Raw genomic sequence first — 14,744 nt, forward strand, 5'->3', positions numbered from 1 at the left:
TGCAAATCAGTTGAAAATTGACAGCGCCTATATTGAAGAAAAAGGCGGTATTTTAAACGCACTAACCTATGCTAGTGCTCAATATATATTTAAAGTTCTAGAAAGACATGGTAAAGAAAAAATAAAATGGTTTGAACATAATAAAACACAAAGATTGAAACGGACAATCATTCATAAAAATGCACACTTAGATGAATATTTTGCAGAACTTATTTTCAGATCAATTCTTCCACCACATTTAAAAGATATTGAAATCCTTGAGCATGTATTAATGTCCAAAGAAGATGATTCTTTTGCAAAATTATCTTGGCCAAGTGGAGTTGTTTTTGGTATTCATTCAGATGAAGCCGGTGGTGCAAAAGCGCTTTCTTTTTATGATGAACACAATAGTGATGGTAGTAGAGCGAAACCCTCATGTAGCCAATTAGTTGCCGAAGAGTACTTGGGAAACAATATCCCTAACTCCATTCAAAAAGTTCTTAATGAAGTTAATTATTCAGATTCGCATTCCGGAGCTCATCAATATAATATCAAAAATGTTTTTTTTGCTATGCATGATATTATGTTTGCTATTGGTAGGGACGAAATTCACGACAATTTTATTACAAAATATTTAACTGGAAATTGGAAACGAGCAATAATTGACGCTTGTCTTGTCTCAATGATTTACATTTATGAGAATAATATTTTGCCAGATAAATTTGATGATAGTCTGAAAAATAACATAGAAAGAATAACCAAAAAAAGTCTTGACTATTTCATCGAGAAGACAATTTTATCATCAACTCCAAATTTTTATGACGATGTAAAAAAAGATTTATTATTCAAATTTAGAAATGGCAATCACGTGGCTATCGATAAAGCTATTTGGCGAAATGAGAATGGTCAAATGATTGATCAACAAATTCTGATTGTTCACCTAGTTTGTTACTCATTACAAAAATGTTGGGGTGATAACATTGCAAATTTTGTTATGTTACATATTTGGCAGATACTTTTCCAAGATCAAATGTCTTTTCTAGATATAAAAGATGAAATTATTAATATTACAGAATCAACACATAAGGGTAACACTCGCTTTGGATATATTGAAAAAATTATCATAGATGAAATACATTTTAAACCACAGCAAAGTATTAAGGATACAAGAAAAAGAACACTTAATCTTGATTCTCCCTTATGGTTTTATGATGTATCAGTAAGCAATCCTAGTTATCCTAATGTTGCAAAAGTTTTGAAATCAATAATAAACAATGAATATGCTCAAAAAGGTAATAATGGTTTTGGTATATTTATATTGCATGATAAGACAATAAATTCTAAAATGATCAATAATGGCCCAACTATACCAAAGGATTTATGGATTCACTTATCAGATAAAATTGTAGGTGCTGAACCAGAGTGTTGGTTTCAACTAAAGGATGCTGAAGGAGTATATGCTGATTTTATTTTAAATAGAAATAAATCTCATCAAGAATATTTACCTAGTAATATTGTCAATAAAGACTTCTTACTTGATATTATAAAGGATTTTCGCTAAAACTATAAATTTATTTAATATGAAGATTATTGCATATTAGTAGCTAATTAAAATTAATTTAATATTTATGGCTAATACAGAAGAGAATATTATTGATTTTTCACAAGTACTTTATAAAAAAGTTAAGACAACGATGCAATCACGTTATTATTCAAGTGCTTTTTATGACATCCGTGATAAGTATTCAATTGCTTCACAAGGCTTTCTATCTGCTTATATAATTATTATTAATTTTTTACCTTCCGGGATTATTGCCCCTCATGTAATTACCTTTTTTACTATAGCTCTTTCTATTTTAATGTTAGTTCTAAGCCAAATTGAATCACATGCTGGTTATAAGTTATTAGCTTCAAGGTTGCACAATTGTGGCAAAGAATTGAGAATATTAGAAACTGAATTGTTAAAAATAATTCATAAAAAAGATTGTCAGTCTCTTGACCAAGAAAAACTTGTGGACGATATATTAATAAGCTATAATCATATTTTATCAAAGTATCAAGAGAATCATAATCCAATTTCTTATCAAAAAGTGCTTACAATAATGGATAGAAATAATTATAGTTTTTTTACAAGACACTTTATTAATCTTAGATATTTGTTGATGCCACGTCTGCTGTATATATTACTTATTTTTATTCCACCCATATTGATTACTGTGATATATGTTACGAAGTAAATTATCCGTAGTACATATTATTTTTACCATATGGATTATTAATTCCTAATCCTCTCCACAATCTTCTCTCCAGTCCTGCCAACCAAATAACCACCTAAACCAATCTGCAATAAAGTCCATGCTTCATTACTTAAGCGAAATGCAAGACAGCCAAAAGAATCACAAACAACAAGAATTAAAAAAGTAAGCATCGTAATTGGTCTCCAATTCCTCTGCAGCCAACTTTGTCCTTTCGCTTCCGCCTCAACAACTCTGGTTTGAGATTCCAATAACTTTGATTCATATTCTAAGGCTTTACCTAAAAACTCATTCTCAATTTTCGTTAGCTCATTTTGCAGTTTCCCGCGTTCCTCATCAGAGGTAGAAAGATTATCAATCAAATCAGTAATTGGTCTTACAATACCGCTTAAAAAATCCAACACTCCCATTTTAACCTCCTTCATTTTCTGATCGCTGATAGCTTAACGCTGTAAATCTCCCTAATAATATTTTTCTCCACTTCACTCAGTTTATCATGTAGCTCCTCAAAACGCGATAAATAATTTCTCTCAATTGAATCAGTTTTCTTTTTCGTTTCATCAACATCCTTTTCAATCCTTTTTATCTTCGACCAGAATAGAAAGTTCACCAAGCTTAAAAGCCCACCAATAATCCATATGTAAATATTTTCATCCATTTCTACTTCCCACAGTTTTTCCAACTAATAACTACAAATGACTACGAATGACAATGAATTACTACCTAATGACTACGAATGACAACCTAATAACCATAAATGCCAACCAATACCTATGAATGACTCCCTAATGCCCATGAATTCCTCTCAAACTTCTCATACACCGTCTTCCCATATACTTTCTTCGACAGCAGAACCTCATTTCTTTTATTCTCACCATTCCAAGAAACATGAATCCACTTTCCGAATTCATAAATCAATTGATCGAATGATAAATTTTGTAAAATAATATTGAAGACATCAATTAGTTTAAGAGAGGGGACTATGAAATCAGCGGCTTTTCCATCAAGATGTTGAGAATTAAATCTTCCGCCAACTGCGGTATTTACATCAAACGAACGAAATCCTGAATTAATAAAAATCGGAACATTGATTATTTCTCTTAATGGCTGAAGAACATTCACACAAAGCAATCTCAAATTCTCAATCTGCTTTTCATTCGGTTCATTCTTATAACCATGTCTTTCCACAACCTGTGAAATTGTAAACTCATCTAGATAAAAATTCTCTGTTAGCTTCATATCATTTCCTTTTATTCTTTGCCGATGGCTAAAAGCTAAATGCTGAAGGCAATGATTTCACTGTATTTCACTTTACATCATTAAGGATGGAACCAGTCCCGAACTTGTTTTGTGATAGGTAAGCAACCTTTTGCGTGGGGTCTCAGCTCACCTTCCCGCCCCTGGCGGGTCGGGGCATGGGATAGCCAGTATTACATAACAAACATTATGTTTTGTCTTTGGTCAGTCCCAACTTTACCCGCCTTAGGCGGGATAACTTTGTAGTGCTGTCAATCAACATAATGTTGCATTATGCAAACTCGGCACAAAAAAATACTAATCACCTCATCATACATTTACAAAACTTTCATCTGGTCATAACATTGGTCATCAAACATAGTATAACATACATTCGTGGGCGGCTCGGGCTCTCGACACGCCCACTCATTAATCGTATCATAATATTTGTAATTACGTTTCCATTAATCATTGCTCATGGAGTTTGTCCCGATGTAAATCGGGAGTCGTGGATTCCCCCACACCTTCATTCGCTTATATGGTATTCTGTCGCTCGTTTCGTGTCGCCCCGCCATCGGCGGGGCACACACTCCACTTCGCAACACTTTGTCATACCCGCGTAGGTGGAAATATAATCTTCTGATCTTCTCATTTCCCCAAACTCGCTTGAAATTTCCTCTTATCTGAAAACAAAAGAAAACAAATCATAAACATCGAGCGTTGCACACTTCCCATTCTTGAATTAAATTTTCTCGAAAAGGAATTACTAGTATGTGTTCTAAAAATATTTTGCTCTTGCTCATCTTCTTGCTCTTACTCTCAACACAGTTGCTCAGCCAAAATCCAAACTTCTCCTATCCTTACAACTGCTCAAAGAAATTATTTGTGTCTCGTGTAATCGATGGGGATACTTTCGTTCTTTCTGATTCCCAACGTGTAAGAATGATTGGTGTTGATTGCCCGGAGATTGCCAGACAAAATAAATCGGCGGAAGCATTTTCAAAAGAAGCAGCTGAAAAAACTAAATCACTAATCTTTCACAAAACTGTTAAACTTACTTTCGATGGAAAGGCATTCGATATATTCGGTAGGTTACTCGCTTACGTTTGGTTAACAGATTCTAAAGGAAAAGATTCTGTATTCGTTCAAATAGAGCTTTTGAAAAATGGATTAGCACGAATCAGTTATTATACAAAAGAAAAACGATATTACAGTTTATTCTATAATCTCAGAAACACAGCAAGAAAAAAGAAACTTGGCATATGGTCTAATGAATAATTCTCAATTCAATATTGCCAAGATTTTATCTAACCCGTTTATACGAGAATTCCAATCCTATGGATTGATCAATGAATTGGTTCTTCGGAATTTACAAATCAAATCAGAGTACATAGAATTGCGAAAGACTTACAACCAAATAGAATCCATCTTCATACTCTCAGAAAAGTATAATTTGTGTTACGATTCTGTAAATACAATTCTATTCCGGAAAAGAAGAAATAAGCCGGTCCCTTTCCCACCCTCAAACCAGCCTCTGCCAAGCCTTTAACAAGCCACATCCCAGTCATTGCGGCTATTCAACTTATGTTTCCATCACTTTCCCATTATTACAGTGAACACGGCTATTCAATCCCATAAAATTGCCTCTGTAAAATGTCATCTCGAGTCCGTCAACTGACGGATCGAGAGATCATTACTAATCATTCACAAAGGAGGTTTTATTATGGCAATAGTAAATGGAAATGTAATTGGGAATCTTTCTGGTAAACTAGGAAATCTTTCCGCCCGCACCGTCAATGGTCAGACAATTCTCTCGGCGCGTCCTTCAAGTTTTAACGCGAGCCAAGATCCGGCTTCTATCGAAACCCGCCGTAAATTTTCGGTTACGGCCAAGTTCGCCAGCGCTGTTATTGCTTTACCTACTTTGTCCACTGTTTGGAAGAGAGTTAAAAATGTAGCCTCTTCTGTTTTTAATGAAGTCTTCCAGAGTAATTTCCAATTCTCCACAACGGAAAAACCGACTGCTCAAAATCTAATTACTCCCTATGGTTTTCCTCTCGATATCACTGTGGTGGAAGTAGATACCGACAAGATTACAGCTACACTCCCGGTTCTGAATTCTTCTGCTATCTTTGGTCCTGAAGAAGTAAATCTTTCAGCTAATGCTTTGGTTTGTTATTACAATCCTCTAAATGAAAATGATGAGCCATTTAAGATTATTTCACTATCCAAAGAACTGGTAAACTTCAATTTTGCCCAGACCAGTGAATTGCAACTGGATTACAATATTTTGCAAATAGCCGCGGCCGCTAAGTATCAGCAAAATATTCTTTATCTCGGCGTTGTTACAAAAACGGCGGATGGTAAATGTGTGCAGAACTCTTCAACCTTCAGTAAACTATCAGTATAATTTCTTTAGCGGGGATTGAGAGATCAATCCCTGCATCTCACCAAAATATCCATTGCATTAATCAATTCACTTTTTTAAACAAGAATAGTAAAATGCTAATGTCGCAAGCTCCATAAACATTTTACAACAAAACCGCTGCGGGTAAATTATTCGGTTCATTCTGTCATGCTTTTTGTACCAAAAATCACCGCCATCATTCACCTCATAAATTACCTCTTTCTTTTCCTAATTGTATCGTTCACTCTCTGCCGCGCCGGCATTAGGGCGTTCACTTAATTAAAGCATTATTTTGCCCGCTGGGCTTCAAGCTTAGTGTTATTCGTATCTTGGTAGTAAATCGGGGCAAGGGTATATGAAACTTTCCCGATAATTTGTTCATATTGTGTTGGTTGATCGGGATTCGCCCTTGCCTTGAATGATCATGTTGGCTTACACCATCACCAAATCAATTCATTAATTCGCAAAAGATTCTTTAAGCGGGCAAAATATGTTTTTGAGTCGTTCAATCAGAGATAAATTTCCTGATAGTAGGGGAGAATTAGTAATTGAGGAAAGCCAGAAAAAGAAATCGAAACGGGGAACACAGTTTAATCTATGTCCCATCAAGAGCAAAATTAGAAGTTCTGGTCGTTTTTCTTATTTTCTTATTTCATTATATTCATTATTAGAATTTAGAAGCAGTATGAAACTAATTAATTTGTTCATATTAAATTTTGTTCGGTAGGATAAAGGACACAGTCTCGAAAAGTCCCTACTCAGTCCCTACTTTAAAACCGAAGATCATAAGGAATCCTTTGAGTGTATATAATGAAAAAAGCTCGAAAATGATTAGTAATCGAGCTATTCTAAGTACACCCGTAGGGATTCGAACCCCAAACCTTCTGATCCGTAGTCATAGGGAATCTGGGAATTCTTTCTAAAAATAAAGGATTTTTTGGAACTCCATACAACTCCATACACGGGAAGGAGTTGAAAATGTTCCTAGCAAAAAATGATAAGTCACCCTATTACCAAATAGTATTTTTCGAAAATGGTAAAAGAACTACTCGTTCCACTAAACAAACAAGCGAACAAGAAGCATTAAAATTCTTAAAAACATTTAAGAGAACTTATCAAAACCCTTCGGATGTTGATTCTACAATTTCTCAAATAACAATAGCTAAAAATACAATCACTCTTTCAGAATTCAAAGATGAATATTTGGACTACTGTTTTCCTGCAAAATCAAAAAAGTATCTTGATTCAATTGCGTTTTCCTTCAAACAATTTACTTCCTTCTGTGGAAATCCTCTACTCAGTGAAATTGAAATAAAAACAATTGATAAATTTATTTACTCAACTTTCCATCGGACTCAAAGAGGCGCACATCATTACTACCGCACACTGAAAGCAGCATTTAATAAAGCCGTTGAATGGAATTACATTCCAATCAATCCATTCACAAAGGTTAAATTTCCTAAAATTCCAAAGTCCTTTCCTGTGTTTCTCCTGGAAGAGGAATTACTAATCATTTTAGCAAATACTTCATATCAACATCTTAAAGATATTTTTACGGTTGGCTTCTATACTGGATTACGACTTGGTGAATTAATAAATATGCGTTGGGATTGGATCAACTTTTTTCAGAATCAAATCACTGTTAAGTGCTCAGATCAATTTCTAACTAAGAACAAAAAAGAAAGGATTGTTCCTATGAATGAAAAAGTAAGATCAATTTTATTGAGTCGTTCCAATTCTAATACCCATCAACCACATGAATTAGTTTTTTACAGAATTAGGAATAATATTCTTTATCAAGAATCTATCAGTAAACAATTCAAAAAAATAGTTCGCAAGTCAAATCTTAACGATAAAATCCATTTCCATACTTTGCGTCATTCATTCGCCTCTTTGCTTGCTCAAAAAGGAGTTTCTCTTTATATCATTAAAGAATTACTTGGCCATGAAGATTTAGCAACAACACAAATTTACAGTCACCTTCAACAGCAGAATCTGAGAGATGCGGTTAATCTTTTGTGATTTTTCTAATTTATGAATGAATTAATCAATTAATTCATTACATACACAGCGTTATAGGTTGGTAAAACGAGACATTTTTCCTAGTCCCGCTTTACTTCCTATTTGCCAACACTTATTTTCAACTAACACAAAAAAGAAAATTAATGCACTTTGATTTTACTCAGATATTATTTCTTCTTGCATCTTTCATTGCTGCGGTGGGGCTTATTTTTATCATTTATTCCCGTTCATCAACAGCGATTACATCAAAACTATTCATCCTTACTCTTGTATTAGTAATTGCTTACTTGGTCTCTCATACAGTTCACTTTGTTCTAATGCCATCTTTCGATGTAACCGCTCTTGATATTTCTTGCCATTCACTTCTGCTAATGATTCTTGTTTCACTCACTTTTTTTTCATGGAATTATCCTGTTCAAAAAGAGATAGGTATAACACGCGGACTTTTAATAATTTTCCCTTCTACTGTTCTTTTAATTCTGTTGTGGAATGGTAACCTTATACATGAGTCTCAAGCTAGCATGGAAATGTTTTCCGTTGAATTCTCTTCGCTATATCCATTGTTCCTATTTTGGTATTTATTTTTAATTGTTCTTAACTCAATTTGGATTGTTCAGAAACTTAAAGCTGCACTGGATCCTATTCTTCGTAAACAGTTGTTCTTTTATTTATTCGGATTGATTATAACAAATATTGCCACTTTTGTATTCGGTTTGTTTCTTCCCTGGATTCTTGGTTTCTACTATCTTGTTGAAATAAGTCCGCTTGCTTTTCTAATTGGATTCATATTTTTCACAGCAATTGCAATTGGGAAATACAATATGTTCCCTTACGCTGTTCAAAAGGTTCATAGCTTTAGCTTGAATAAGAAAATAGTGTTTTCCGCAATAGTGGTGGTCCCTATAATTATTTTACTTGTGCAAATCCCTCTTGGCAGACTACTCTTTAATATTAATTCTATTCAAGAAATGATACGCTTCTTTTTCATAAGTCTCTTTGTTGGATTGATTGTGAGCGTCAGCATGTCTTTCATAATATCAAGAATTATAGCCCAGCCAATTACTTTACTAAAAGAAAAGGCTCTTGAAATTGGAAAAGGTAATTATCAAGTAAATGTTGAATACAACTCTAGCGATGAAATTGGGGAGCTTTCTCAAGCATTCAACAGTATGGCTTTTTCATTGGACAAAAATATAACCGAAAGAAAAAAACTTGAAGCGGAAATAATTCGTTCAGAAAAATTCGCTGCACTTGGTAAAATGTCCGCTGTTCTTGCCCATGAAATTAAAACGCCGCTTACTTCAATTAAAATGAATGTAGATATCTTGAACCAAACGTTACCGCTTCAACCGGAAGATAAAGAAGCGTTTCAAATTATTACGAAAGAAATTAATCGACTGACCGATCTTGTTAAGGAGGTTCTACAAGTATCCCGAACTGCGCCGCTCAGATTTTCTAATCTTAATCTTAGAAAATTTGTTGACGAGATATTTCATCAAGTAGAGCCGGATTCAAATCAAAAACGGATTTCGTTTATAAATAATACAGCCGATATTGAATTTGTAGGTGACGAAGATAAACTTAAGCAAGTTTTTCTTAATATGATTCAAAACTCAATAGACGCTATCACGAAAACTGGAACAATTACAATCTTTTCTCACTTATCTGATAATTATCTTATCATTCGCTTAACTGACGATGGCTGTGGGGTTGAAGAACCCGACAATATATTCGATCCATTCTTTACTACTAAAGTATCGGGAACCGGACTAGGCTTATCTATTTCTCAAAAAATTATTGAACAACATAATGGCAAGTTTGCGCTATTTTCATCACGTCCCGGAGAAACAATTTTCGAAATTAAATTACCTTTGAATGACTATGGAAAAAATTCTAGTAATAGATGATGACGAATCAATTCGTCAGACGCTAACAAATTATTTGAAACGACTTGGCTATTCTGTTCTCTCTGCAGAAGATGGAAAAATTGGTTTCGGTATTATTCAAAATCAACAACCGGATTTAATCATCTCCGATATCAAAATGCCCAATCTAACCGGACTCGAACTTCTAAAGAAAGCAAAAGAGGTAGATCCGCTCACAAAAATAATTTTAATAACAGCGCATGATGATGTTCAGACTACGATTGATGCAATGCAAAACGGAGCTTATGATTATCTTGAAAAGCCTCTCGATATTGAGCGACTCAAAGTTACAATTGCGCGCGCCCTTGAATCTAAAACTCTCAGCGAAAGAATTGATTCACTTATTGTAGATCAAGTCGAGGAGTTCCAGCCTGAAAAAAGAATCATTGGTAAGTCTAAACTGATGAGAGAAGTTTATAAAATAATTGGACAAGTTTCTGCAAATCGAGTTACAGTTTTATTACATGGGGAAAGTGGAACCGGTAAAGAACTAGTTGCCAAATCAATACATTACAGCGGAGTTACAAAAGCTGATCCATTTGTTGCGGTTAACTGCACTGCTATAACTGAATCTCTTCTTGAAAGCGAATTATTTGGACATGAGAAAGGCTCATTTACCGGTGCCGATAGAACAAAAAAAGGAAAGTTTGAACTTGCTGGAAACGGCACAATCTTTCTTGATGAAATATCCGAAATGTCGCAGCATCTTCAAGTAAAACTACTCCGCGTTTTGCAAGAAAAAGAATTTGAGCGTGTTGGTGGCGAATCTGTTATTCCAATGAAAGCAAGAATCATTACCGCTACAAACAGAAATATTGATCAGCTTGTAAAAGAAAAGAAATTCCGCGAGGATCTCTTTTACCGTTTGAATGTTGTCAAAATAGAACTACCACCGCTTCGTCAAAGAAAAGATGATATACCACTGCTTATAAATTTCTTATTGCAAAAGATCAATCGTGAACTTCACAAAAATGTTCTTAAAGTCTCTGATGATGTTTTGAGTATGCTACAAGAACACGATTGGACTGGCAATGTGCGTGAACTTGAAAATACTCTTATACAAGCTGTGGTTTTAACCAATGGAGATGTTCTTCTAAAACAACACATATTACTTAAAAATCAATTCTCAGAATCTTCCTCATTTCCAATTAATCTTACTCTTGCGGAACTTGAGAAAAAACATATCTCTTCTGTTTTGGAATTTACAAAATGGAGTAAACCTAAAGCCGCAGAAATACTTGGAATCTCTCTCCCTACACTTTATTCAAAAATCGAGAACTATAAGCTTACTAAGCCGGAATAAACTACGATATTTTTAAGAATCTTTAATTCATTTAAAGATTCTTTAAGGATTGTAAGATCGACACCACGATTCTAGGCAAAAAGCAAGCTTTTAGTGTGGCATACTTGTTGGTTTATTTCTATTCAAAAATGAAAGTTTAACATCGTGGAACGGCTTATTTGGTGTATAGTTTACTCGGCAATGATTGGATTTATTCTTTTTAAACTTTATTCGCTATTTCCCGTTATTAAAAAAACGACCACACTTTTCGGAGAGAATAAATGATTGAAAAAATTATTGATTGGTCCGCGAACAACAGATTTATTGTAATTCTACTTTATCTTATAGTAATCGGCTTTGGCATTTACAGCGTTGTTAATTTGCCGGTTGATGCAATACCCGATCTATCGGAAAATCAAGTTATAATTTTTACAGAATGGATGGGACGCTCACCACAAATTATTGAAGATCAAGTCACTTATCCTATTGTTTCCGGTTTGCAAGGATTGCCTCAAGTAAAAGCTGTTCGTGCATCTTCGATGTTTGGGATGTCTTTTGTTTTTGTTGTATTTGAAGATGGAGTTGATACATACTTTGCCCGCACACGCGTCCTCGAAAGGATGAATACCATTCAAGCTCAATTACCCTCCGGTGTTGTTCCTGCACTTGGTCCGGATGGAAGCGGTGTGGGACATGTTTACTGGTACACAGTTGAAGGAAAGGGATATGATCTCGGTACATTACGTGCAGTTCAAGATTGGTATATCCGTTACAAACTCTCCTCCGTTGACGGCGTTGCAGAAGTAGCAAGTATCGGCGGATTCGTAAAACAATATCAAGTTGATGTTAATCCAACTGATCTTCGAGCTTACAATCTAACCGTCTCCGATGTCGTGAATGCAGTTCAAAGAAGCAATAATGAAGTTGGAGGGAAAATTCTTGAGATAAGTGATGCTGAATATTTTGTTCGCGGTCAAGGCTACATTCAATCGAAAGATGATATTGAAAATACAGTGATAAAAACATCCGCCAATGGAATTCCGATACTAATTAAAAATGTAGCAACTGTAGCATTAGGCGGAGATATTCGCCGTGGTGCGCTGGAGAAAAATGGTGAAGGTGAAGTTGCTGGTGGAATTATTGTAATGAGAACCGGCGAGAATGCTAAAAACGTCATTGAAAGAGTAAAAGCAAAAATAAAAGAAATCTCTCCAGGTCTTCCTCCAGGAGTTGAGATAATTTCTTCTTATGACAGAAGTACTTTGATTTCAGAAGCGATTGGCACTTTAGATAGAGCTTTAATAGAAGCGGCCATTACAGTTTCTATTATGGTAGCCATATTCTTACTTCACTGGAGAAGCATAGTTAGAATACTTATTGAGATTCCTATTGCAGTTCTAATCTCTTTTATTTTTATGTACATGTTTGATATTACATCAAACATTATGAGTCTAGGCGGAATTATTTTAGCGATAGGAGTAATAGTAGACTCTTCCATTGTACTAGTAGAGAATGCTTATCGTAACATCGCAAAAGCTATAGAAGAAAAAGGGCATCTCTCAAATGAAGAATACAAGAAAATATCAATTGATTCAGCAAAGCAAGTAGGTAGAGCTATTTTCTTTTCAGAATTGATAATTCTTGTTTCATTTATTCCGGTATTTCTTTTAACCGGTCAAGAGGGAAAAATGTTTAAACCTCTTGCTTTCACAAAGTCATTCACCATGATAGGCGCTGCCATTGTTGTAATTTCTCTTATTCCGGTTTTAATGACAATGCTGATGCGCGGTAAATTCCGTCCGGAAGAAAAAAATCCATCAACAAGATTTTTTATAAAAATTTATGAACCGGTCATTCATTGGGTGCTAAAGCACCGAAAAACAACAATAGCAATAAATGTAATTGCGCTATTAATAACTGTCCCGATGATTCTTAACACGGGTAGCGAGTTTATGCCACCGCTGGATGAAGGTTCTATTCTTTATATGCCCGTAACATTACCCGGCGCATCAATTACAGAAGTTAACCGAATATTGAAAGAACAAGACAAGATTATTAAATCAGTTCATGAAGTTCATCATGTTCTTGGAAAAACCGGAAGGGCGGAAACTCCGACGGACAATGCACCATTGAGTATGATTGAGACTATAATAATGCTAAAACCAAAGGACGAGTGGCGCCCTGGAATAACAAAGCAAGATATTGTTGCAGAACTTGATTCAAAATTACAAATTCCCGGAGTTCGTAATGGTTGGACTCAACCGATTATAAACAGAATTAATATGCTTTCCACCGGTGTAAGAACTGATATAGGATTTAAAATTTTTGGTCCTAATCTGGATACTCTCGAATCATACGCAATTAAGGCAGAAAATTTATTGAAAAATATCAACGGCGCTGCAGATGTTGTTGCTGAAAGAGTGCAGAACGGTTACTATCTCGATATCAATATCAAGCGCGGTCTCGCCGCACGGTATGGTGTAAACATACGCGATCTTCAAGATATAATTGAAACGGCAATCGGCGGACAGAATTTAGGAATTGTTATAGATGGAAGAATGCGCTTTCCAATCAGAATGCGTTATCAAAAAGATTACCGTGATAATGTTGAAGAACTGAAAAGTCTAATCGTTCCGGTTGCGTTATCAAACCCAATGGCCTCACAAACATCATCAAGTTCTATGAACGGCGGCGGAATGGGGAAAAGTAGTTCCGGCGGAATGTCTTCTTCTATGGGAAATTCAAACCAAGCTGGTATTATTCCTCAAGTGCCAAATTCACAAAATGATTTTTCCCTTACAAACACAAATCAAAGTGCAGTCACCTATTTACCCCTTTCAGAATTAGCAGATATAAATTTAGTTACCGGTCCTCCAATGATAAGCAGTGAAAACGGAATGCTTCGCTCAATAGTTTTCATGAACACACGCGGACGTGATATGGGCAGTGTTATGGTTGACGCAAAAGATGTAATTGCTGAGGGTTTAAAATTACCCGCCGGATATTCTTATACATGGAGCGGTCAGTATGAAAGCAAGGTTCGCGCCCAGCAAACTATGCAAATAATTATGCCGGTCGTATTCTTGATAATATTTGTTCTGCTTTATTTTACTCTAAAAGATTATTTAGAAGCCGGGGTTGTGATGCTTTCAGTTCCGTTTGCTCTTATTGGTGGAATGTATATGGTTTACATCCTTGGTTACAATTTTTCAGTTGCAGTCTGGGTCGGTTTTATTGCACTCTATGGTGTAGCCGTTGAAACCGGTGTAGTAATGGTAGTTTATTTGCACGAGGCTCTAGACAAAAGATTAAGAGCATTTCACAAAGGTGAAAGGGGCCATATCACAAATACAGATATCTATGAAGCGACTGTTGAAGGTTCCGTTCTCAGACTTAGACCAAAATTGATGACCGTTGGTACCTCAATGGTAGGTTTAATTCCTATAATGTGGGCAACGGGTACCGGTTCCGACGTAATGAAACCGTTAACAGCCCCTTTGATTGGGGGATTGCTTACAAGCGCTATACATGTGCTTGTAGTTACGCCCATTCTATTTGCAATGATGAAAGAACGTGCGCTTAAAAAAGGGAAACTCGAAGTTTCTAAAATGGCGGACTGGATGAAGGAAGGAGAATAA

11 protein-coding genes are annotated in these 14,744 nt (G+C 35.3%); 8 read left to right on the forward strand and 3 right to left on the reverse strand.

Features of this window, described 5'->3' with window-relative positions; genetic code table 11:
• The first annotated feature begins 10 nt into the window (after window positions 1-10).
• Window positions 11-1,540, forward strand: a complete 1,530-nt coding sequence (locus KF816_08475) for a hypothetical protein (GenBank protein ID MBX3008046.1) — start codon at window positions 11-13, stop codon at window positions 1,538-1,540.
• A gap of 67 nt (window positions 1,541-1,607) precedes the next feature.
• On the forward strand, window positions 1,608-2,216 hold the full coding sequence (locus KF816_08480) for an SLATT domain-containing protein (protein ID MBX3008047.1): 609 nt from the start codon (window positions 1,608-1,610) through the stop codon (window positions 2,214-2,216).
• A 38-nt stretch (window positions 2,217-2,254) separates the two neighbouring features.
• Here the strand turns inward: KF816_08480 and KF816_08485 are convergent, their stop codons facing one another.
• From KF816_08485 to KF816_08495, 3 genes are all read right to left on the reverse strand, one after another.
• Entirely contained in the window at window positions 2,255-2,659 is a 405-nt protein-coding gene (locus KF816_08485) for a hypothetical protein (GenBank protein MBX3008048.1), read from the reverse strand.
• On the reverse strand, window positions 2,656-2,892 hold the full coding sequence (locus tag KF816_08490; protein ID MBX3008049.1) for a hypothetical protein: 237 nt from the start codon (window positions 2,890-2,892) through the stop codon (window positions 2,656-2,658). Before KF816_08490 ends, KF816_08485 begins: the two co-directional genes overlap by 4 nt.
• A 113-nt stretch (window positions 2,893-3,005) precedes the next feature.
• On the reverse strand, window positions 3,006-3,473 hold the full coding sequence (locus tag KF816_08495) for a hypothetical protein (protein MBX3008050.1): 468 nt from the start codon (window positions 3,471-3,473) through the stop codon (window positions 3,006-3,008).
• A gap of 882 nt (window positions 3,474-4,355) precedes the next feature.
• Between KF816_08495 and KF816_08500 the strand changes: the two genes are divergently transcribed.
• The 6 genes from KF816_08500 (at window position 4,356) to KF816_08525 (ending at window position 14,744) form a co-directional block, all read left to right on the forward strand.
• A complete protein-coding gene (locus KF816_08500; GenBank protein MBX3008051.1) occupies window positions 4,356-4,748 on the forward strand; it encodes a thermonuclease family protein in 393 nt (130 codons plus the stop codon).
• 445 nt (window positions 4,749-5,193) lie between these two features.
• On the forward strand, window positions 5,194-5,880 hold the full coding sequence (locus KF816_08505; GenBank protein ID MBX3008052.1) for a hypothetical protein: 687 nt from the start codon (window positions 5,194-5,196) through the stop codon (window positions 5,878-5,880).
• A gap of 975 nt (window positions 5,881-6,855) precedes the next feature.
• Complete coding sequence (locus tag KF816_08510; GenBank protein MBX3008053.1) at window positions 6,856-7,899, forward strand: tyrosine-type recombinase/integrase; 1,044 nt, start codon at window positions 6,856-6,858, stop codon at window positions 7,897-7,899.
• Window positions 7,900-8,042: 143 nt separating this feature from the next.
• On the forward strand, window positions 8,043-9,806 hold the full coding sequence (locus KF816_08515; protein MBX3008054.1) for a HAMP domain-containing protein: 1,764 nt from the start codon (window positions 8,043-8,045) through the stop codon (window positions 9,804-9,806).
• Window positions 9,781-11,127, forward strand: a complete 1,347-nt coding sequence (locus KF816_08520) for a sigma-54-dependent Fis family transcriptional regulator (protein MBX3008055.1) — start codon at window positions 9,781-9,783, stop codon at window positions 11,125-11,127. The genes KF816_08515 and KF816_08520 overlap by 26 nt, the downstream gene beginning before the upstream one ends.
• 260 nt (window positions 11,128-11,387) lie before the next feature.
• On the forward strand, window positions 11,388-14,744 hold the full coding sequence (locus tag KF816_08525; GenBank protein MBX3008056.1) for an efflux RND transporter permease subunit: 3,357 nt from the start codon (window positions 11,388-11,390) through the stop codon (window positions 14,742-14,744).

The organism is Melioribacteraceae bacterium (assembly GCA_019638015.1).
Lineage (GTDB): Bacteria > Bacteroidota > Ignavibacteria > Ignavibacteriales > Melioribacteraceae > JAHBUP01.